15 protein-coding genes are annotated in these 21713 nt (G+C 44.5%); 4 read left to right on the top strand and 11 right to left on the bottom strand.

The window, feature by feature from the left end; all coding sequences use genetic code 11:
• Window positions 1-8: 8 nt before the first annotated feature.
• The 7 genes from DBR43_RS06835 to DBR43_RS06865 form a co-directional block, all read right to left on the bottom strand.
• Entirely contained in the window at window positions 9-605 is a 597-nt protein-coding gene (locus DBR43_RS06835) for an NAD(P)H-dependent oxidoreductase (RefSeq protein WP_124579132.1), read from the bottom strand.
• 125 nt (window positions 606-730) lie between these two features.
• Window positions 731-3097, bottom strand: coding sequence for a PDZ domain-containing protein (locus tag DBR43_RS06840; protein WP_124579134.1), 2367 nt, complete (start codon window positions 3095-3097; stop codon window positions 731-733).
• A gap of 23 nt (window positions 3098-3120) precedes the next feature.
• Complete coding sequence (locus DBR43_RS06845) at window positions 3121-4569, bottom strand: RagB/SusD family nutrient uptake outer membrane protein (RefSeq protein WP_124579136.1); 1449 nt, start codon at window positions 4567-4569, stop codon at window positions 3121-3123.
• 19 nt (window positions 4570-4588) lie between these two features.
• Complete coding sequence (locus tag DBR43_RS06850; RefSeq protein ID WP_233602894.1) at window positions 4589-7867, bottom strand: SusC/RagA family TonB-linked outer membrane protein; 3279 nt, start codon at window positions 7865-7867, stop codon at window positions 4589-4591.
• A 286-nt stretch (window positions 7868-8153) separates the two neighbouring features.
• Window positions 8154-9308 carry a FecR family protein gene (locus DBR43_RS06855; RefSeq protein ID WP_124579138.1) on the bottom strand — a complete coding sequence of 385 codons (1155 nt, stop codon included), beginning with the start codon at window positions 9306-9308 and terminating at the stop codon, window positions 8154-8156.
• Window positions 9309-9406: 98 nt separating this feature from the next.
• Window positions 9407-9994, bottom strand: coding sequence for an RNA polymerase sigma factor (locus DBR43_RS06860; protein ID WP_124579140.1), 588 nt, complete (start codon window positions 9992-9994; stop codon window positions 9407-9409).
• A gap of 116 nt (window positions 9995-10110) precedes the next feature.
• The gene (locus tag DBR43_RS06865) at window positions 10111-11034 is read right to left on the bottom strand and encodes an AraC family transcriptional regulator (protein ID WP_124579142.1); all 924 of its coding nucleotides are present in this window, start codon (window positions 11032-11034) and stop codon (window positions 10111-10113) included.
• Window positions 11035-11172: 138 nt separating this feature from the next.
• Between DBR43_RS06865 and DBR43_RS06870 the strand changes: the two genes are divergently transcribed.
• The 4 genes from DBR43_RS06870 (at window position 11173) to DBR43_RS06885 (ending at window position 14356) form a co-directional block, all read left to right on the top strand.
• Complete coding sequence (locus tag DBR43_RS06870; protein ID WP_124579144.1) at window positions 11173-12678, top strand: aldehyde dehydrogenase family protein; 1506 nt, start codon at window positions 11173-11175, stop codon at window positions 12676-12678.
• A gap of 68 nt (window positions 12679-12746) precedes the next feature.
• Window positions 12747-13121 carry a DUF779 domain-containing protein gene (locus tag DBR43_RS06875; RefSeq protein WP_124579146.1) on the top strand — a complete coding sequence of 125 codons (375 nt, stop codon included), beginning with the start codon at window positions 12747-12749 and terminating at the stop codon, window positions 13119-13121.
• A 75-nt stretch (window positions 13122-13196) separates the two neighbouring features.
• The gene (locus tag DBR43_RS06880) at window positions 13197-13457 is read left to right on the top strand and encodes an Ada metal-binding domain-containing protein (RefSeq protein ID WP_124579148.1); all 261 of its coding nucleotides are present in this window, start codon (window positions 13197-13199) and stop codon (window positions 13455-13457) included.
• 29 nt (window positions 13458-13486) lie between these two features.
• Window positions 13487-14356 carry a RimK family alpha-L-glutamate ligase gene (locus DBR43_RS06885; RefSeq protein WP_233602896.1) on the top strand — a complete coding sequence of 290 codons (870 nt, stop codon included), beginning with the start codon at window positions 13487-13489 and terminating at the stop codon, window positions 14354-14356.
• 65 nt (window positions 14357-14421) lie between these two features.
• Here the strand turns inward: DBR43_RS06885 and DBR43_RS06890 are convergent, their stop codons facing one another.
• The 4 genes from DBR43_RS06890 to DBR43_RS06905 all read right to left on the bottom strand — a co-directional run bounded on the left by DBR43_RS06890 (window position 14422) and on the right by DBR43_RS06905 (window position 21669).
• Window positions 14422-15504 (bottom strand): TlpA disulfide reductase family protein, encoded by a 1083-nt coding sequence (locus DBR43_RS06890; RefSeq protein ID WP_124579150.1) that lies wholly within the window; start codon window positions 15502-15504, stop codon window positions 14422-14424.
• Between the two features lie 12 nt (window positions 15505-15516).
• Window positions 15517-16905 (bottom strand): RagB/SusD family nutrient uptake outer membrane protein, encoded by a 1389-nt coding sequence (locus DBR43_RS06895; protein WP_158622451.1) that lies wholly within the window; start codon window positions 16903-16905, stop codon window positions 15517-15519.
• Between the two features lie 10 nt (window positions 16906-16915).
• Window positions 16916-20239, bottom strand: a complete 3324-nt coding sequence (locus tag DBR43_RS06900) for a TonB-dependent receptor (RefSeq protein WP_158622452.1) — start codon at window positions 20237-20239, stop codon at window positions 16916-16918.
• Window positions 20240-20526: 287 nt separating this feature from the next.
• Window positions 20527-21669: a FecR family protein gene (locus DBR43_RS06905; protein ID WP_124579157.1), complete on the bottom strand. Its 1143-nt coding sequence runs from the start codon at window positions 21667-21669 to the stop codon at window positions 20527-20529.
• Window positions 21670-21713 lie beyond the last annotated feature (44 nt).

Raw genomic sequence — 21713 nt, forward strand, 5'->3', positions numbered from 1 at the left:
TGGTATTTCTATAAGTGCGCTACATTAGGCATGGCATTTTCGAACAGCTCTCCGATTGATTCCAGATAACCTTTCCTTGTCTCTTCATCGCAAACAATTACGTTAGAGAAAAACCGGTGTTCCAAAATTCGCAGTCCTGTAAAACCAAAGGTATTTTCAGCCACAGTTCTCATGGCATCGAAAATCCCTTTGTCTGCATAATTCTGCTCTTCTGAGCCCACAGTATTGAGGATATAAAGGTCTTTGCCCTTTAACATCTGTTCCAGGCCATTTGCTCCGTAGCGGTAAGCGAATCCATAGCTCAGCACACGGTCAAAGTATCCTTTCAAAATGGCCGGCATTCCCGTCCACCAAACCGGATGAACAATAGTGATGAGTTCTGCCCAAAGAAAGTGTTCCTGTTCTACACGAATGTCTTCAGGAACTGTCCCTGATTTAAAAGACAAAAGATCCTCCGGTGTCAGGACCGGGTTAAAGTTTAACGCATAGACATCGCGGATTCTCGTTTCCTGTCCTGCGGCTTGCGCATATTGATTTACAGACTCCTTAATCGCATGGTTAAGGCTCGCCGGATTTGGATGGCAATAAATAATGAGGTGTTTCATGGTTCCTTAAATTTGTTAAGACAAACTTAGGACACCTGCAAACGGGGGTATTGTAAGAAAACGAAACAGCCCCTTTCTTCCGAGTAGTAAATACTTTTACCATCCTGAAGAAAGGGGCTGAATGTTTATTTCAGTGCGATTTCAATTTTTTTCGAAGCCTGGTTCCTAAAGACTTCTACCGTTGCTTTCTGACTCAGCTGTAAGCCCATCTGAATCGTCATCAGGTCTTTCATATTCTTTACCGGCGCATCGTTAAATTTCAGGACCACATCATTAGGCTGCAACTTTCCATAAAGGATACTTTTCTTTGGAACTTCCAACACCAGCACGCCTGTTTCTGTGGCCATCCCTGTTGCTGAGCGCTCCCCAAGGGTATTTAGGTTTTTTACTTTTGCACCAAGGAAATCATAGCTATCCTGCCCTTCTGTTTTCATCTCTGAAATCAATACCGGTAATTTCACCGGCTTCACCAAAGCTTTCAGGGAAAGAGAAGTGACCCCAAAGTCGTTCATCGGAAAATTCTTAAAGCCCAGCTTCAATGCAGGAGAACCTGGTTTTACCCGATAGTCTCCAATACTTGCTTTTATGAATTCAGGGTCTCCAAATGCAGAACGCGCATCAGTACCTGCCTTTTGTGCCGCAGCTAATGCCTGCTCATCCGGAAACAGGTTCGCGTCTACTTCTTTGCCCCAGTCGTTCACACGGATCGGGAAATAGTTGCGGGTTACAATGTTATGTCTGAATACATCACCGCTCTTGTTAAACCATACATGTGGATGAAAGGAATTGTTCAGGATCACATTGTTTTCTACCGTTCTGAAGAACCCTTCACGAAGTTTCAATCCTCCGTTCAGGCAAACATTGTTGTAGATATGGTAGTTTGAGGAACCATCATCCAGGTCAATATCCCATCCATGATCACAACGAAAACGGTTGTCATGAATCACGATAGGTTTAATCACATCCGCAGTGATCAATGCAGGATTGTCTTTTGCAATCCCCGCCATCACTGCATAATCCGGATGCCAGTAGCGGTCGCGGCCCCAGGAGTTAAAAGCACCATGATCTCCCGATTCCAATACCGTATTGTAAACATCATTGTATGCGATCAGGTGTCCTCCCCAGGTGCCTTCACTAACGTTTATTCCTGCCCTGGGCACATCATAAATCGTGTTGTGGCTCACCTTAATGTCCATAGCCATGGAAATCTCCACTCCTGCAACCTGCTTTTCTACGCTTCCAAGGCCATACATCAGGGTATTTTCTACCGTACAGTCTGAAGGATAATTGTTTGTTTTTGGTCCCGGGACCCGGTCTATTTCATTTAATGGTACAAACTGTCCATATTCAAAACTTGGAGAGCGGACCGCTTTGGGATCGCCAACAAAGCACACACCACTTGCTCCGGCGAAGGCAATATGACATCCTGAGACCAGGTTGTTCCGGTTGTAATTGCTCATAAACACGGCGTTACCACCAACCGTATTGAAGAAACAAGTCTTAATCACGCAGTGCTCCGCACCTTCCATCACCACTGCTCCTCCGCGATAAATGGTCCAGTCACTCCGCAGCAGCGGCTCCTTTGTTTCCATAAAGGTTCTTAAAGTATGACTCAGTTCCATACCTTCAATCTGAATGTTCTTTACCGGTTTTTCTGCTGTTCCGCGAAATTCAAAGAGTGATTTCAACTGTGGGATTTCGACCACTGCTTTTGTTAAATCTGTTTTTTGCTGCGGATAGAAATAGAGGACCTTTTCTCTGTTATTGTAATACCATTCTCCGGCGGTGTCCAGCTCTTCAAAGATATTTTCTACATAACGGTATTTATCGTGCATTCCCATCTGACGGTTGTTCTGAAAGCCACCTTCCAGGGTTAATTTCCCTTCCCCGTCTTTTCCGGAAATCAGGTATTGGTATCCGCCCCATTCGTGCTTATGGAGGGCATGCACAAAACCGCCTTCCGGATGGCTCCATCCTTTCACCCGTTCAGGACTGATCGCATCGGCCGAAGCGCCACCAAAGAACCTGATGTCCGGGTTATAATTCGGATACCTCGCCATGCGCTGCTGTTTTCCATTCAGGAACAACTGATCGAAGGACAGGTCCCCGCTCAGCTTAGCTTGTTTAATGAGGCCTTTATAAGGTTCCCATTTGAGCTGTAAAGGTTTTGCGCCACTTACTTTCACCTGCTCTCCCGGGTAGGACTTATAGGTGACCTGCTCCCCACTATTCCGGGAATCCAAACCCGTAAAAATCACCGGGGCTGTCAGGTAATAGGTTCCCCCACGCACATAAACCGTTATGGCACCCTTCATAGACCTTAGGGCCATTTGTGCCTTTTTAAAAGTGGCAAAAGGCTTTTCTTTGCTGCCAGGATTTTTGTCATTTCCCTTGCTGGAAATATAAAGCTCTTTAGCAAAGCTGTTGCTGCTTAAAAATAAACACAGCAGGCAGCTGAGTAAGGAGATCCGGGGCCTTGTCGTACGTTTCATAAATCAACAGGATTATTTTTTAATTATTTATATACTGGGTTTTGAGCAATGTTATTGTTGACCACCTCTTTATCAGGAATCAACCAGATTTGGTTATAGGCACCGATCGGATTGATCAGCCCTGCCCCTCTTCTGTTTTGAATATTTTGCAGGCTATTCGTCCTTTTCAAATCAAACCAGGTGCTCCCTTCCAGGCAAAGCTCCCATTTCCTTTCCATCCATGCTGCTTCCCGAAACTGCTGTTGCGACAATCCGCTTAAGTCCGGCACATTGGTCAGGTTTGCTTTATCTACCCTTGCACGTTTTCTGATTTCGTTGATATAAGTATAGGCCGCTCCCGGTCCGTTTACTTCATTTTCCGCTTCAGCAGCGATTAAATACATTTCTGCCAGTCTGAGGTAGGGAAAGGTATAACTCACGATTGCTCCTGAGGAAGTGGTTCCGGAAGCTACACCGGAAACATCTGCGAATTTCTGAAAGAAAGGCTTCAGGGTTGTTCCATTCGGGCCTGCAAAGTTTTGAACAATTCCCCATTCTTTTCTCCGGTCGCCGGTAGCAAAGCTATTGATGAACCAGTCTGCAGGAACAAGGATCGGGTTATAGGTGGCCGCAGTTAAGGTCAGCCCATGTACCGGATTTCCTCCCAGGCCAGTCACATACAGTTGCTCCCAGATCGACTCAGAGGTATAACCTGTTTTATGAAATACGCCTGCAAAATCATCGGCCAGTTTGAACTTTCCGGAATTGATTACCGCTACAGCTTTCTCTTTTGCATTGGCAAAGTATTGTGTCTGCTTCAAAGGATTTCCACCCATCGTGAGGTAAACCTTAGCTAATAATGCCGTAGAAACCAGTTTATAGACCCTGCCCTGAGCTGTTGTCGACTCAGGAAGGTTTGCTTCCGCATAATTTAAATCTTCCAGGATCAGTTTATAAATTTCGGTCTGTGCTGTTCTCGGCATTTGTAAATTGGCATAATCTGTAATCGGCTTTACAGGCATAGGAATGTCACCATATAGCTGTACCAAATAAAAATAAGCATATGCCCTCAGAAAACGGGCTTCGGCCATCAGTTGTTTTTTCTTCAGCTCTTCCAGCGGGCCTTTAGGCAATTCGTCCAGGATAAAATTTGCATTCTTGATGATGGAGTATGCGCCTCCCCAGGCTTCTCTGGTATTGTAATAAAAATCTGCCGGAGCGTTCTGGTACATCGGCAGTGCCTGTTCAAAAGCAGAAGCGGGAGCACCATAAATATCGGTACACATCTCCAGCATCATCGCCGTGTTTCCGGAGTACAGGGGCAGGCCTGAATAAATCCCCACTACGGCAAGTTCATAACTATCAGGGTTCTTAAAAAAATTATCCGGGGAAATAAAGGTCTTAGGATCTTCCTCCAATGCCTTTTTACATCCGGAAATGACGCTGGTCATCAACAATAAGGTAAGCAGGGAATAGGTGATATATCGTTTCATGATCTGTTCTTCTAAATGATTAAAAATTAACTTTAACACCAGTGGTAATCGATTTTGCAGCAGGATAATTTCCCCTGTCCCATCCGTTTACCGTGGACACAGACCAGGAAACTTCCGGATCATAACCCGAGTAATTAGTGATGGTAAAGTAGTTCTGGGCACTCGCATACAGGCGAATAGAAGCGATGTTCAGGGCCTTCAGGACTTTTGGGGAGAAGGTATATCCCAGTGTCACATCTCTTAGTTTCAGGTAAGAACCGTTTTCCACCCAAAGGCTGTTCGCATAATCTCTGGTATTCTGCATACTCGCACTTGAGGGCTTATCGCCGGTATTACTTGTTCCGGGTCCTTTCCATCGGGCATCAAAAGCTTCCTGTGTTGGCGTCCAAAGGCCATTCAGTGTCAGGTTATATTTCCGGAACTCATTTACGATCTTATTTCCAAAAGAGCCCACAAAGAGCAAACTCAGGTCGAAGTTTTTATAGCTAAAGCTGTTGTTAAAGCCAAAAGTGAATTTAGGCGTCATATTGGCCAGCACATGTTTGTCCGAATCGTCTACCCTTCCATCACCATTGTAATCCAGAAACCGGTATTCTCCTGCATGTTTTTGGGGTTCTCCATTTGCTACCGCTTCGGCATCGGTCTGGTAAACACCAGCTACCGTTTGTCCGTAGAAGGAATGCATCGGCTGACCAAGAATCATCGGGAACCAGTTTCCTCCAGCCCTCACCTCTTTATATAAAATTGGGCTGCCATTAGCGGCCTTTCCCAAATCAGTCACTTTATTGGTATTATGGGAGAAGGTCAGGGAAGAAGACCATTTGAAATCCACTCCTTCTATATTTCTGGTGTTCAGCTGGAATTCAAAACCACGGTTTTGTACAGAGCCCAGGTTTTGAAGCACGGAACTAAAACCCGAAGACTGAGGCAGGTCTACATTTAACAACAAATCATTGGTCTTTTTATCGTAGTAATCTGCCGTAAGCTGGATTCTATTTTGGAACAGGCCCAGATCGATTCCCAGGTCGAGCTCTTTGGTGGTTTCCCATTTCAGGCTTCTGTTCGATAATGAGCCCAGCTCATAACCCAATACCGGTTGGTTATTAAAAACAGGGTTTACTGCCCTTACCCTGGCCAGGGTCTGATAGGGATCAATCGCCTGGCTTCCGGAAGCGCCATAGCTCGCCCTCAGTTTCAGGTTGGAGATCGAGGCATTGTTCTTCAAAAAGTCTTCTTCCGATATTTTCCAGGCCAGTGCCGCGGAAGGGAAAAAGGCGTACTTGTTGTTTTCTCCGAAAACCGAAGAGCCGTCGAACCTTCCCGTAAAAGTCGCAAAGTACCGGCCCATGTAATCATAATTGATTCTGCCGAGATAAGAAAGCAGGCTTCTTTCTCCAAAAGAAGTAGTAGGCAATGCTTTGTTGGTGGCTCCCTGAATGTTATTATTCAGGTAATCATCCGTCACAAATCCCGAAGCTATATTGCTGTTCAATCCTTCAGCTTTATCATACTGATAACTAAATCCGGCCAGCAGGTCCAGGTGATGCGCGCCAAAGACCTTATTATAGTTCAGCGTATTTTCATTGACAAAAGAAGAGCTGTTGGTATAGCTTTTAGCCGCTTTACCAGCCGGCTGTCCGAAAGTAATGCTTGGCGGGTTATACGTATCGATCTTATTGTTGTTGGCATCGATACTTACACTGCTTTTAAACTTCAGGTCTTTAATCACTTCATAGGTAAAAGCGGCACTTCCTAAAATCCGGAGGGTATTGCTGGGATTGTATTGTTCTTTTGCCACGCCTACCGGATTTGTTTGTCCCCAGCTCACGCCTGTAAAGACCGTATATTTTCCATTGGCATCGTATACGCCCTGGGTAGGCGGCATCACCATCGTCTGAAAAGGCACCCCACCAAAATCTGCACCGGCATAATTGGCCTGTTTATACCGGTCCTGAACGATCGATAAGTTGGTATTGAATTTTAATTTTTCAGTTAATTTCTGGTCCAGGTTGATTCTGGAAGAGAACCTTCTGTAGTTTGAATTTTCGATGATTCCATTCTGATCGAAGTAGCCCAGCGAAGTATAATACTTTGTGTTCTCAGAACCTCCGGAAAAAGATAAGGTATGGTTCTGAACAGGCGCAGTTTTGTAAACCAGGGCCTGCCAGTCTGTACCTTTCCCCAGTGCCCTGATTTGATCATCAGTAAAAGGCAGGGCTTTGCCATCATTGGCAGCCACTTCATTCTGGAGCTGTCCGTATTCCGAGGCATCAATCAGGTCTTTTCTTTTTCTGAGGTTTTGAAAACCATAATATCCATCATAATTCACCTGCAATTTTCCGCTTTTTCCGCTTTTTGTAGTGATCATGATGACCCCATTCGCTCCTCTGGAACCATAGATTGCAGTGGAAGATGCATCTTTCAGCACATCAATCGTGGCGATATCATCCACATTGAGCTGGGCAGAAAGCCCCTGAGATAAAATCCCATCGATCACATATAGGGGTGCATTATCACCGCTGATGGAGTTGGTTCCGCGAATGGAGATTTTCATTCCTTCACCAGGCTGTCCTGAGCCCTGGTTCACCTGTACACCAGCCATTTGTCCCTGTAAAGTCTGGGCCACATTGGAAATACCCTTTACCTGCGTGATCTTTTCAGACCCGATGGAAGATACCGATCCCGTCAGGTCGGTCTTTTTTACCGCACCATAGCCGACCACTACCACCGATTCCAGCTGTGCGGGTTCCTCTTCCAGAACGATGTCCGACATTGCGGCCCCTTCTACCTTTATTTCTCTCTTTTTAAAACCTATAAAGCTAAAAACAATCAAATCTCCGGGGTTTGCGCTGAGGGAGAACCTGCCTTGTGTATCCGTGCTCGTTCCCTTTCCGGCGATTCCTTTCAGGGTCACGCTTACTCCCGGCAGCGGTTGTCCTTTCCCGTCCAGCACCCTTCCTTTGACTTCAATCGCGAGGACAAGGGGGCTATTTAACTGATCGCCGGGCAGCTCCTTTTCAACAATGGCTATATTTTTACCAATCACTTTAAACGTTAAAGGCAGGTCTTTAAGACATTGGGTCAACACCTCATTAATGGATGCATTTTTCAGTTTTACCGAAACATTTACACGGCTTGCATCATAGTTCTTTATGAAGAACACATAATCCGTTTGTTTTTCGATCAGCTGGAAGACTTTATCCAGCGTGGTATGCCGTTCGTTGAGGTTGATCTGGCTATATCCTTTTGCACTCGCGTACATCAGGCCTATCATCATCAGGAAAGTGGTTAATTTCATGACTATAAGTATTTTTCTTGGGCGCCATGTTTGGGGCATAGCTAGGTTAAAAGCATTTATTTTCATACTTTTGAGTGTTTGGGTTAATACAAGAATTCGTTTCCAATTGATTTTTTTATTCCTGATTTCATCAGAAATCCGGGTTGACTCAAATACTTACCGTAGAAGTACTTCGAATACTTCTGCGGTTTTTTTATGTCGTTCCCCTAACGGTGGTTCACCGTGTCCTGAGTGCTCTTTTCATGTGTAAGTTTGGTTTAGATTTGGTTGTTTTGTTGGTTATTGTCTATTTCTTTTTAGCCGAAGGAGATAGAATGCTCATTTTTTTTCCTTCGATCTTAAAATTAACTTTCGAAAAGCTGAGGAGTTCCAGGGTCTGTGCAAGGCTGGTATTCCGGTGAACCTTTCCGGAGAACAAGGTTGGCGGAACCTCTCCCGTATAGCTCACCTCTACATCATACCATCTGGACAACTGACGCATCAGCGTTTGCAGACTGGCATTTTTAAACATAAAGTATCCTTCTTTCCAGGCGATGGCCATTTCGGTATCAACCTCCTCCACTTCGATCCTGTTTCCTTTAATTAGCGCCTGTTCTCCAGGTTTAAGTACTGCCAGATGTCCGGATTCCTTTACCTTCACGCTCCCCTCCAATAAAGTGGTCCTGATGCCATTTTCATCAGGATAGGCGTTCACATTAAAATGCGTTCCCAATACTTCTACCTCCTGTTTATTGCTGAGCACTCGGAAAGGTTTTACTACATCATGGGCAACTTCAAAATAGCCTTCCCCTTTCAGTTCCACCCTTCTTTCTCCGGCAACAAACCGGGTGGGGTATTTCAGCGCCGAAGATGAGTTTAGCCAGACTCTGGTTCCATCGGGTAAATTGATCTGATACTGTCCTCCTTTTGGGGTTTCTATCGTATTATAGGTGATGGGGGCATTTGCATTTTGAGCGCTGGAAGGATCTATAGCGTAGATCAGTTGTCCCTCTGCTGTTTTACTGATATTGATTCCTGCCTGTTCTGCAATCTTGCCTTCTCCCACATCGGTCAGGATGACCTTCTCGCCATTGGCTAAGGTGAGGATGGCCTTATTTCCCCCTGCGGGAATATCCTGAATATAGGATGTGGCTTTTTGCCGGGAAACAGGCAGATAGTTTGTTTTATAGAAATAAGTCCCTGCCGCAATGCAGAATAACACCGCCGCTGCCGCCGCTATCCGGGGCCAGATTTTAGGTGCTGCTTTTTGTGCCGAAAGTCCTGATCTTTTAAGTGTGCCTTCCCAGATCTCTTTATTGAGGTGTTCGAAATCTTCATCTTCAGTCAGCCGTTTTCCGGAAGCTTCTTTCATATACCAATGGTCTACCCATGCCCTTTCTTCCGGGCTTGCGGTTCCATTGTTATATTTATCGATCAATAGCTGTGCTTCCTGCCTGTCCATAGTTTTAGGATTTAAGGTAGAGTTTCCTCCCCATTTAAAATAAAACACATGAAAGCTCCCCGGGGGGTATCGGGTATTAAAAAATATTTAACCGATGATCAGCGAAGAAAGGCAAGTACTAAAAGCGCCGCTCCACCCGATGTTTTCAAATGATGTTTGATTGCTTTTATTGAATTGTGCACCTGCTTTTTAACGGTTTCTTCCGAAATTCCCAATCGCTCTGCAATCTCTTTGTAGGAGAGGTTTTCTTTTCTGCTCAATTCAAACACCTGTTTCATCCGGGGCGGAAGGCTTTGAATTTCGCGTTCGATTGCTGCTGCCAGGTCACGTTCGTTCAACTCATCCATCGTTGCTGTACTGGACTCGTTGATAAATTTGGCCAGGGAATTTAAATAAGCAGCCTGAAATTTGTTCTTCCGGATCAGGTTTAACACCTTATTCTTTGCCATCACATAGAGGTAGCCGGAAAGGTTCAGCTGATCCGGAATCCGGTCGGAACTGATCCATAAGGAGCTGAAAAGTTCCTGAATGACATCTTTTGATTCTTCTTCATCGAGCAACATTTTATACACATGGCCGTACATGATCCGCCAGTATCTGTCGTAGATTTCTGTAAATGCGGCCTGGTTACCGGTCTTTAAAAGAGCCACCAATTCCTGATCAGAAAGCCTGTGCTGAAATGTCATTCGTTATTTATCCCCCAACGAATATAGGAAAACTGGCAACAATTGCCTGTAAGCTGAGTTCTAAATCTTTCGCCCGAAAGCCTCTGACCAGCAGATTGCTTAGCCAGCTGGTGTTTTTAGTTCTGAGGCCTGTTTAGCTGAAGCTGATAATTTCCGGGGGTGATACCTTCCATTTTTTTGAAAGCACGGATAAAATAATTCGCGTCGCTAAATCCAAGCTCGTAACTTATTGCAGCTATTTTTGCATTCGGATCGCTCAGCAACTGCTTTGCCCTGATGATCTTTTCCGAAAGGATAAAGTCGTTGGGACTAATGCCCAGTTCCCGTTTAAACAACCTGTAAAAACTCGCTTTACTCATACAGGCCTTGTCGGTGAGGCTTTTGATGTTGATCTTTTCGCTCAGGTTGGCCTTAATGTAATTGAGCACATAGGTTAGCGGATTGCGATTGGTATTGCCGGTATCGCCAACCATCGTGTTCAGGTTTTGGCTTTGCATGATGCGCACCAGCAGCTCTTTCAGGGTGAGGTCTGCAAGGATATCTTTGGAGCCCGATCTTTCGGAACAGATCCGCACCACCTTATTGATTAAAGCGGCAATCTCCTCATTGTTTTGAAAATGATATTTATCGTAATTTAACATCCATTTACTGGAAGGGTCTTCTTTTGGAAAAAACTCATTCAGGTAGCTGATCGTCTTTTTAATCTGTTCCTGATCGATGGCGAGTGCGATGCATTGGGTGGGGTTCTCATTTGTGGCTTCCGGAAAATCAATATTCATCGCTAAAGAAGGAGGAATAATTACCGTTTGCCCGGGATAATAGTCAAACTCCTCCCGTTCCTGTAAATGCATTACCTTTTTCCCCCTCAGCATACTGGTGATTACAAAATCATTAAAACTAAGGGGCACATTGTACGATTCCCTGTAAGTTTCAAAAACATTCAATTCGCAGCTTTCCAGCGTATAAGCCGTTCTGTTCTCCACAAGGGTCAGTAAACTTTCTGGTCGGCTAAGGCCTAATGGATTTAGTCTGTGCTGCATATCAATATGATTTTTTAGTGCTATACAATGAAACAATTATACTATCTACCCCCGGGATATTGCCCTAGGTTTGTATAAGCAGGGATGAACCTGCAGAAATAAATATACTTCATAAATCATTAAAAAGACGATATATTCATGGAAAATCAAGTAAAAAGACCGTCATTTAAACCGCAATACGACAATTTCATCGGAGGTAAATTTGTAGCTCCTGTAAAGGGCATTTATTTTGACAACATCTCTCCAATTGATGGAAAAGTATTTACCAAAGCGGCAAGATCCAGCAAAGAAGATGTGGAACTGGCCCTTGATGCAGCACATGAGGCCTTCAAAACATGGAGTAAAAGTTCGCCTACCTACAGGAGTAACATCTTACTTCAGGTTGCACAAAAAATCGAAGACAATTTAGAATACCTGGCGACAGTAGAAACGATAGATAACGGAAAAGCCATCCGGGAAACACTGGCCGCAGACCTGCCATTGGTGGTAGATCATTTCAGGTATTTTGCAGGGGTGATCAGAGGAGATGAAGGCACTATTTCCGAACACGATGAACATACGGTCAGCATTGCTTTACATGAACCAATCGGTGTGGTGGCGCAGATCATTCCATGGAATTTCCCCTTGCTTATGGCCACCTGGAAAATTGCACCGGCCCTTGCTGCAGGATGTTGCACCGTAGTTAAACCGGCAGAACAAACACCGGTTTCCATTATTATTTTAATGGAGCTCATCGGCGACATTCTTCCTCCGGGCGTGCTGAACATCGTGAACGGATATGGAATAGAAGTCGGGAAGCCATTGGCTACCTCATCCAGGATCTCCAAAGTTGCCTTTACGGGCAGCACCACTTCCGGACGTCTGATCATGCAATATGCGGCAGAAAACATCATTCCTTCAACGATGGAACTGGGTGGAAAATCACCGAACATCTTCTTTGAATCGGTAGCGGATGAGGACGATGCCTTTTTCGACAAAGCGGTAGAAGGTGCAGTCATGTTTGCCCTAAACCAGGGAGAGATCTGTACCTGCCCTTCCAGATTGCTGATCCAGGAAAGCATCTACGATAAATTTATTGAGCGGGTTATTGAACGGACTAAAGCGATAAAAATAGCACACCCATTGGATAAAACCAGTATGATGGGCGCCCAAACCTCTAACGAGCAGTACCAGAAAATCCTTTCTTACCTCAGCATCGGTAAAGAAGAAGGTGCAGAAGTGCTGACCGGCGGATCGGCCAACAAACTGGAAGCTGACCTGGAGAGCGGCTATTATATCGAGCCAACCATCTTAAAAGGGCATAATAAAATGCGCATCTTTCAGGAGGAAATTTTCGGACCTGTAGTTTGTGTGACCACCTTTAAAACAGTGGAAGAAGCGATAGAAATTGCCAATGATACGTTATACGGACTGGGTGCAGGTGTCTGGACCCGTGATGCCCATCAACTCTATCAGGTACCAAGGGCCATCCAGGCAGGACGTGTATGGGTAAACCAATACCATGCCTACCCTGCGCATGCGCCATTCGGTGGATATAAGAAATCCGGTTTCGGCAGGGAAAACCATAAAATGATGTTGGATCATTACCGCAGCACGAAAAACATGTTGATCTCTTATGATAAAAACAAATTAGGATTTTTTTAATGGTTGAAGTTCATTCCCGGGTTAACCCTGTTAATCCGGGAGTTTTTTAATCAAATTCATCAAATACCATGAGCATCAAAAGAATCTCGACTACAGAAAAAGCCAGGGAAGTCATTGCAAAATTAAAGGAAGAATATGGGGAACTGATGTTCCACCAAAGCGGGGGTTGCTGTGAAGGCTCTTATCCGCATTGCTTTGAAAAAGGCGGATTTCTGGTTGGCTCCAACGATGTCTGCATCGGAGAGATCGAGGGCTGTAAATTTTATATGGCCGGAGATCAGTTTGACTATTGGAAACATACCCATCTTACGCTGGACGTCATCGCCGGCCGTGCCGCCAGCTTTTCCCTGGAATCTACCCTGGACATGGGCTTTCTGATCCATTCCAGACTATTTACCGAAGAAGAGCTCAAAGACCTTGAGCCGGTGATCCCTATGGATTAAACCGCAAGTTCCGGATTGATGCTGCGCGGTCTATGCCTTATCTTGCCTCCGCCTTAAAAATATGGCAATACAGATATGATTTTTCATTTGAACCTTGGCGCTGATCCCGATGAACGAAAAAAACAGCTTTCTTCTTTAATCAGAGCCGGCAAGATCAAACTTGGAGGCTATAAAAAAAACAAAATATATGGCCTGCTGAATTGCGCCTCAGGGAAAAGCATGAAGGTAGAAAACAGGGTTTTCTTCAAAGATGAAAATGAAGCCCTGCAATCTGGTTACAGGCCTTGTGCCCGCTGCCTTCGGGAAGCCTACAAAATATGGAAATCAGCCCATTAATGATATATTTACGCCCTAATCCCCTTTTTATGATGAAGATCGCTTATGTTTCTTACCAGATCCAGGAAAAATACACCTCAGCTACTGTAGATGAGGATAAAGCCTTACTCGACTTTTTAACCAATAAAGGACTTTCTATAGAACGCGTGATATGGAACGATCCCGCAGCAGATTGGAAAAGCTATGACCTCGCCGTCATCAAATCCCCATGGGACTACCATGAGCACATTGCAGCATTTAAACAATGGCTGGACCACATCGAATCATTGAACCTGAAACTCCTGAACCCCTATGAGCGGATCAGATGGAATATGGACAAGCATTACCTCGGCGAAATTGCAGCTTCGGGCTTAGCCGTGATCCCTTCCTTCTTCCTTGAAAAAGGAGATCTTCTTGATCTGAATGCACTGACTGCTCATTTCAATACCGAAAAATTAATCATCAAGCCTTGTATCAGTGCAGGAGCCAAAAACACGTTTATCATAACTGCGCAAAACCTTGCTGATTATGAAGCCCAGATCAACGGGTTATTACAGGAAGAAGCTTTCCTTGCCCAGCCTTTTATGCCGGAAATCCATGATGGAGAATGGTCTTACCTGTTCTTTAATGGAAAATATAGCCATAGTCTGTTGAAAGTACCAAAAGATGGCGACTTCAGGGTACAGAGTTACCATGGGGGAAGTGTTAACGTACAGGAGGGTGTCGACAAACATATCAAAGATGCCACAGCTTATGTGGAGCAGTATGCAGCAGGTTGTTTGTATGCCAGGGTTGATGGATTGATCGTAAACGGAGAACTGAACCTGATGGAACTGGAACTGATTGAACCTTACCTTTTCCTGAATACGCATCAGGAAGCTTTTGAAAGTTATTATCAGGCTTTATTGGCCGCTTTATAAACAGCACAAATTAAAAAAGGCGGTCTGAGGTTTACCCACACCGCCTTTTTTGTAACATCAGTTATTTATTTCATCAACTCTTTTAATTTCTTTGGCAATGCTTCTCCTCTCAGGTTTCTGGCAATAATAACGCCGTTCGGGTCGACCAGATAATTGGAAGGGATGCCCTGAATTCCATAATAGGTAGAAACTTCATTTTTCCAGCCTTTTAGATCAGACACCTGAGTCCATGGCATCTTATCTTCCTCCACTGCCTTTTTCCATTTATCAGCACTATCATCCAGCGAAACCCCCAATACGGTAAACCCTTTGTCTTTAAACTCGTTGTAAGCCTTCAGAACATTGGGATTCTCTCCCCTGCAGGGGCCACACCAGCTTGCCCAGAAGTCTACCAACACATACTTCCCTTTAAATGAAGAAAAACGAACGGGTTTTCCTTCCATATCATTCTGGGTAAAATCAAGCATCGCCTGGCCATTGCTTCCTTTTTGGAGCACTGCTAAAGTGGCTGCCATCTTTTTCCCTCCCGGACTTGCCTTCAGACTCGGATCTATTGATTTATAGAGTGCAGCCAGTTCCGCATAATCTGTACTCATGCCCAGATCTTTGATATTTGTCAGGCTCACATAACTTTTGGGATGTTTCATGATAAATGCCTTATTCAAAGCGTCGGATTCTCTATAGATTCTAAAAAGTTCCTTTTCTATCCTTGCGATTGCGGTGCTGTCTTTTGCCGTTTCTGCTTTTTCATATTCCAGGTAAAGCTGCTTCTGCTCTTTATTCAGGGCTTTTTTGGTCATCTTTAACGCATTTTGCTCCTGCTGCGTCTTTCCTCCCGAAATCAGCATATCTTCGGGTGCAGTTGCATTTCCTTTGATACTTACCGGGGTATTTTCAACATATAGCTCCAGCTGCAATCCTTTCCGGTCGGTCAGGTAAATCCGCGTAGGTTCCTTCACCGTTCCTTTATAGCTGAAAACGCCATTCTTTACGGAGACAGAATCGCTTCCGCCCAGACCGTAGATATACATATGCGGACTTTTTAGTCCTTCAATTTTTCCGTTGATGGTATAACCATCTTTTTTTACCTGCGCAGTTGCAAACAGGCAAATGCTGCTTAAGCTTAATAAAATGATATTCTTTTTCATATTCAGGGGGTTTTAGTATCCAGGGTTTTGTTTAACTAAGTTATTTGAAGCATCTACAGTTACTTGTGGTATGGGAAGAATCAGCTTATCTTCATCTGTAAGGCTTTGTTTTACGGCTGCAGCCTGCAAATCGCCGTTTTTAATGTAACGAACGATATCGTACCAATCCTCTCCTGATTCTGCACCCAGTTCCAGTTCTTTCTCCTTCCTGATCAGGCTCAGTAATTCTTTCTGTCCGGCAGCGTTCAGTTCCGGATTACCCCGTTTGGTATGCAGGGTATTTAATGCCCTCAATGCATCTTCTAAATTTCCTCCGGGCCTTCTTGCTTCCGCCTCTGCATAAATCAGGTAGACTTCTGCCAGGCGCAAATAGTATTCCGTATCGTTTTGACTTCCTTCCACACCCGTACTGAACTTTCCATTGCCATGCCATTTCAGCAGATCCACAGGATCTGTAGAGGTCCTCACAATAATCGATTTTCGCTGATCTTGTCTTAACAATTCAGTATAACGGTCAGTAAGCTTATATCCCCCACCGGTCCAGTAATAGGATTTTCCATTTTCATAATAGATGTTGTTGTTATTGGCAAAAGTGATGGAGCCCAAAAGGACTTCATCAGCATTGTACTTTTCCTTTGTAAAAAGATTCACAAAGTCTGCGGACAATACTGCCGGACCAGACATCACTTCCTTAGCCAATAAGGCTGCCCCGGCATAATCTCTTTCATACAATAAAACCCTTGCCTTTAAAGCTTTTGCAACGAGTTTTGTCGCATAGCCCTTCATCACTCCGGTCTTATATTCCGGGCAATCACGAATGGCCACATCAAGATCTGAAAGTATAAATTCGTAAGATGCTTTGACCGTGGCTCTGGCCGCAACAGCTGAATTCGGAACATTCTTGATTTCAATTCCGTAAGTGGAGCCCATGTCCCAGAACTGACCGAAAAGACGCAGAATATAAAAATGTCCCAACGCACGGAGAAACTTTGCTTCGGCAATAATCTGTGCCTTGCGCGGATCTGTGCTGGTCAACGCCTCTGTTTTCAGGATCACAAAATTAGCCGTCTGGATCAGTTGATAGGGACCACCATATAAATAGCTGTTTAAGCTGCTGTTATTTGCAGGAACATTATTGCTCAGATATGGAGTACTGGAGATGCCGCTGGCTGTTACGTTCAGTCCCATCAGTCCAACATAAATCGGCGTCTGATTGGCAAGGGGTTCATCCCTTAAGCTATAGTAGGTACCTGCCAATAATTTCTCAGCAGAAGGAATATCGACTACCACAGTACTTTCATCCAGTTTATTTTCCGGCTTAAGGTCTGTAACGTCTGTTAATTTGCAAGCCTGCAGTCCCATGAAAAGCATACAGCTTAAAGCGATTGATATAGATTTCATCGTCATCTTTTTAAAATTTAAGATTAACACCAAACGTGATACTTTGGGTAGTTGGATAAGTGGCAGTATCCCTTCCATGATCTGTAAATGTATTTTCACTGTTCACTTCCGGGTCCAGGCCTTTATATTTTGTCCAGGTAAATAAATTCGTCATTCCGGTAAATAAGCGGACCTGCTGAATGTGCATCTTTTTTAACAGTGCGGAATTAAAAAGATAACTCAACTGTACATTCTTTAGCCTCAGAAAAGAAGTGTCTTCAATAAAACGGTCGGTATTCGTATCAACGTTCTGTGAAGGTCCGTTCGGCACATTTCTCGGTTGCAGTGTATTGGTATTTTCAGGGGTCCATCCGGTCAGTACCAGGGAAGATACATTGTTAAGGTAGCCTTTGAAAACATCATTGTTCTGTTCTCTTGACACCTTGCTTCCCACATCAAACTGAAAAAGTGTACTCAATTCCAGTTGTCCGTAACGGAAAGTGTTGTTCCAGCCTCCAAAATATTTCGGGTTTTGAGAATAACCCAGAATTGACCTGTCTTTGGTATCAATCCTTCCGTCTCCATTGAGATCAACATACCTGACATCTCCCGGAGCAGTCCTCGAAGTCTGATAAAATGCACCCGGATTTCCTGTAACTAACCTTGCATTGGCATTTAAGGCATCTATTTCCCCCTGATTCTGGTAAAGTCCATTTGTGCGGTATCCTCTGATTCCGTTCAAAGGAAGTCCTTCGGTCAGAAGAATTGTGCCATACAATGCGGTTCCATAGGTTTTTTCAACTTTGTTTTTATTGAAGCTGATGTTAAAATCAGAGATCCAGGTAAACTTATCTGTATTTACCGGAATGGCCGACACGGTAAACTCCCATCCCTGATTGCTCACATCTCCAATGTTCTTGTTTTGGAAACTGTAGCCATTGGATGAAGGGATAGCAGGCCCCGTAATCATGCCCTCTGTATATTTTCTATAAAAATTGACGGTCGTCTTTAGCCTTGATTTGAAGAAACTCAGCTCCAGGGCAGCATCGGTCTGCGTTGTCCCTTCCCAGCGGATGTCAGGATTCGGCTGCCCGTCGTCCGGATTTGCCCTGAGCCCATTCACACCATTGTAGAAATAGCCCGTATTAAACAAGGTTAAAAAGCCAAAACTTCCAAATGCCGAGGTTCCTGTTTTCCCCCGGGTTAGCCTTAACTTTGCATCATCAATAAAGCTGAATCCCTTCATAAAGTTCTCCTGAGAAAATCTCCAGGCCAGGCCCACTGAAGGAAAATATCCCCATTGGTTTTCAGGTCCGAATTTGGTGGAATTGTCTGCACGTCCACTTACCGTCAGGTAATACTTTCCGTCGTAATTGTAATTCGCACGAAGAAAATAGGACTCCAGTCCACTACTTTCCCCTCCGCTACTGTATCCATTTATCGATCCCGCAGAACCCAGATTGTTCAGGACATCATCGTTAGGAAAGTTAATGCTGCTGACGTTACTGAAACTACTTTTGTTTAAGGTCCAGGAAGCACCTGCTACTGCATCAATATGGTGTTTATCAAAAGCTTTGGTAAAACTGAGGGTATTGTCAAAGATCCTGTTTGTATATTCGAAGTTTTTATCCGTTCTCGATCCTTTTTGATTCTGATTGATGGATGCAAGCATCCAGCCTGGGGTATACAAAAAGCCGGCATTATGATTCACATCATAGGAAAGGGATGACCTCGCTTTTAAACCCGGAATGATCTCCAGTTCCGCATATACGGAAGCCAGTAAGCGCTGACTTTCATTGATATCAGTCGACATTCTGGACACTACGGGGTTATCGTTGAGCCCGTCGTTTGCATAAGATCCATCCGGGTTCCGAACCGGAACATCGGGTCTGTAGTTCGCAGCTCCGTAGTTCGTATACATAGATGAAGAACCACCTGTTTGCTTACTAACACTGTAATTCAGGTTAGTCCCGATTTTTAGCAGGTTGAAGAACCTGGATTCTACGTTGGCACGCAGGGAATAACGCTTAAAACCGGTATTGATCAGTACGCCTTTCTGATCTGTTAAACCTGTAGAAAAGCCATAATTGGTGTTGCCATCCTTGGATGCTCCCATTACGCTAAGGTTGAGGTTCTGGATCAGGCCTTTCTGGATCACTTCCCTTTGCCAGTCCGTATTTGCAGTTCCCGGGAAACCCTGTGCTTCAATAGGAAGCCCTGCTTTTTCATACGTTTCGGTCATGAATTTTACATATTCCGGACCAGACAGTGCATCCAGAAATCTATTCTGGCGATCTGTGGAAACATCATAATTTAAACTAAAAACAGGTTGTTCCCCCGCCCGGCCTCGCTTTGTAGTCACAATAACCACTCCGTTTGCAGCCCTTGAACCATAGATAGCAGTCGCCGTAGCATCTTTTAAAACTTCGATATTCTCTACATCATTCATATCTATTCCAGCCAGTGGATCCATCAATCCATTGGCTGGCGTGAAGCGCGCAGCATCCGTTCCACCCCCATTGAACAGCTGGACCGGAATCCCGTCAATCACAAATAACGGATCATTCACCCCACTGGCAGTAGACAAGCCCCTGATCCTGATCGAGGCTCCCGCACCGGGGTTCCCGTTGGGTCTGCTCACCTGAACACCCGCAGCTCTTCCTGCCAGGGCTTGGGTGAAATTCGTGGCCACCTGCTTTCTCATTTCATCTCCACCAATTGTGGCCACCGTGCCGACAAGGTCCTTTCTTTTCGTTGTTCCATAGCCGACAACCACTACTGCTTCCAGTTTTTCCTGACTTTCAGCAAGGGTAATCCTCAGATTATTTTCGCCCCTTACCGCAATATCTTTGGTCTGGTATCCCAAATAAGAAACTGACAGTACCGCGTTTTCTTCTACCTGTTCCAGGCTAAACTCTCCGCGGCCATTGGTCTTGGTTACCTTGTTACTTCCTTTGACCTTTACACTTGCTCCTGGCAGTGGAAGCCCCTTTTCATCAAGCACAAGCCCATGGATGTCTATGGCCTTCAGATAGCCAACCAGACGATCAAGAAAGGTCCTGTCTATTATCTGAATTACAATGGTCTTATCTTTAACAGAGTAGGTTAAATCACTTGCGGCAAGCGCCTCTTTCAATACTTTTTCCAGGGTTTCATTCCGGAAAGCAACATCTATATTTTTAACCTGCTGGATTTGTATAGATTGCCACAGGACATCATAACCAGTCTGTTTTCTGATTTCATTGAAGATATATTTGAGGGAAGCATCTTTCTTATTTATCGTGATCCGCTGTGCAAATCCGCTGGCATTGACCTGTAACAGGAGGCCAGTCATTAAAATGATAACTAACTTCATCACTAAAAGAAGTTTAGGCGGCAGCCATAGTTTGGGCATACCAAGGTTAAAAGCATTTATTTTCATACTTTTGGTTTGTTTTGGGTTAATACATGAATAGTTCTCTAAAACTTTTTTCCGGTTGTACCGGAGGGGTTAACTCAAAATCATTGCGCATCCCGAGGCCAATCGGGGTGTGCTTTCTTTAAGTTACCCTCAACGCTTAAGTCTGGCCCTGTAGTTGTTTTTTCATCGTTGGTTGTTTATGGTTTGTTGATATTTATTTGAGCTTACGATACCTGGTGGTCTCAGGGCATCACCGTAATTTTTCTTCCTTCAATTTTAAAATGAACAGCATTGGTCAGTTCCAGCATCTCCAATACTTTAGAGACATTTTCAAACCTGTTCACTGTTCCTCCAAATACCTGCTGAGCGGTGATCTTACCTTCGTATACCACCTCTACATCATACCATCTGGAGATCTTTCTCATAATGCTTTCAATCCTTTCATCGTTAAACATGAACCAGCCCTTTTTCCAGGCAATCTCAAATTCCGGATCTACGGTAATTACCCGAATGGCAGTATTCAGACCTGCTTTTTTATCGTTCCAGGCCTGTTGATCAGGAGTCAAGACAACAGCATGAGCGCTTTCAGGGTAACTGACGGATACTTTTCCTTCCAGTAGGGTCGTTTTCGTAAAGGGTTCATTGTCGTATGCATTGACGTTAAAATGGGTTCCCAGTACTTCTACCTTTGCCCTGTCGGTCTGCACGATAAAAGGTACTTTCTTAGGGAACTGTCTGGCAACTTCAAAATAGGCTTCTCCTTTTAAGACCACCTTCCGCTCTGCAGCAGAAAATGCAGTGGGGTACTCCAGTGAAGAAGCAGCATTTAGCCAGACCCGGGTACCATCGGGAAGAATAACCTGATATTGTCCACCTTTAGGAGTGGTTATGGTATTATAGGCGACCTTTTGCTGTGCAGACGGCTTTCCGCTTAATGTATACAATAGCTGGCCATCCCGGGTTTTGGTTACTTTTATTCCAGGTTCTTCTGCAATTGTTCCATTGACGGCGTCTGTCAAGGAGATATTACGCCCATCTGCAAGGGTAAGCACAGCCCTGTTTCCTCCAATACCGATCTCGTTTTGCCGGTAAGAAATCCTTTCCTGCTGCCGGGCCGGCCGGAAGACAAAGAAAATTCCAATGCCCAAAACGAAGAACAATACTGCAGCAGCAACCATCCGGGGCCATAACCGCAGCGAAGAAGAATGGTCCATATGCCTGGTCAGTTTTTCCAGCCCAAGCAGGTATTCCTGCTCTATTTTCTGCTGACTAAGATCAGTAGCCTCAGTCTTGTATTTAAGATACCAGCTTTCTACGGTGACCTTTTCTTCATCCGTAGCGATTCCTGAATTATACTTATCTAGTAGATCTGTTGCTTTTTTCATTGAGTTGTGCTCCCATAAATATTACGGGCTGTAAACAAATGACA

Source organism: Pedobacter sp. KBW06 (genome assembly GCF_003852525.1).
GTDB lineage: Bacteria > Bacteroidota > Bacteroidia > Sphingobacteriales > Sphingobacteriaceae > Pedobacter.

Bases quoted from the DNA above. Each gene is read 5' to 3' on its own strand.
- DBR43_RS06835 (WP_124579132.1), bottom strand. From the start codon at position 605: ATGAAACACCTCATTATTTATTGCCATCCAAATCCGGCGAGCCTTAAC.
- DBR43_RS06840 (WP_124579134.1), bottom strand. From the start codon at position 3,097: ATGAAACGTACGACAAGGCCCCGGATCTCCTTACTCAGCTGCCTGCTG.
- DBR43_RS06845 (WP_124579136.1), bottom strand. From the start codon at position 4,569: ATGAAACGATATATCACCTATTCCCTGCTTACCTTATTGTTGATGACC.
- DBR43_RS06850 (WP_233602894.1), bottom strand. From the start codon at position 7,867: ATGAAATTAACCACTTTCCTGATGATGATAGGCCTGATGTACGCGAGT.
- DBR43_RS06855 (WP_124579138.1), bottom strand. From the start codon at position 9,308: ATGGACAGGCAGGAAGCACAGCTATTGATCGATAAATATAACAATGGA.
- DBR43_RS06860 (WP_124579140.1), bottom strand. From the start codon at position 9,994: ATGACATTTCAGCACAGGCTTTCTGATCAGGAATTGGTGGCTCTTTTA.
- DBR43_RS06865 (WP_124579142.1), bottom strand. From the start codon at position 11,034: ATGCAGCACAGACTAAATCCATTAGGCCTTAGCCGACCAGAAAGTTTA.
- DBR43_RS06870 (WP_124579144.1), top strand. From the start codon at position 11,173: ATGGAAAATCAAGTAAAAAGACCGTCATTTAAACCGCAATACGACAAT.
- DBR43_RS06875 (WP_124579146.1), top strand. From the start codon at position 12,747: ATGAGCATCAAAAGAATCTCGACTACAGAAAAAGCCAGGGAAGTCATT.
- DBR43_RS06880 (WP_124579148.1), top strand. From the start codon at position 13,197: ATGATTTTTCATTTGAACCTTGGCGCTGATCCCGATGAACGAAAAAAA.
- DBR43_RS06885 (WP_233602896.1), top strand. From the start codon at position 13,487: ATGATGAAGATCGCTTATGTTTCTTACCAGATCCAGGAAAAATACACC.
- DBR43_RS06890 (WP_124579150.1), bottom strand. From the start codon at position 15,504: ATGAAAAAGAATATCATTTTATTAAGCTTAAGCAGCATTTGCCTGTTT.
- DBR43_RS06895 (WP_158622451.1), bottom strand. From the start codon at position 16,905: ATGAAATCTATATCAATCGCTTTAAGCTGTATGCTTTTCATGGGACTG.
- DBR43_RS06900 (WP_158622452.1), bottom strand. From the start codon at position 20,239: ATGAAGTTAGTTATCATTTTAATGACTGGCCTCCTGTTACAGGTCAAT.
- DBR43_RS06905 (WP_124579157.1), bottom strand. From the start codon at position 21,669: ATGAAAAAAGCAACAGATCTACTAGATAAGTATAATTCAGGAATCGCT.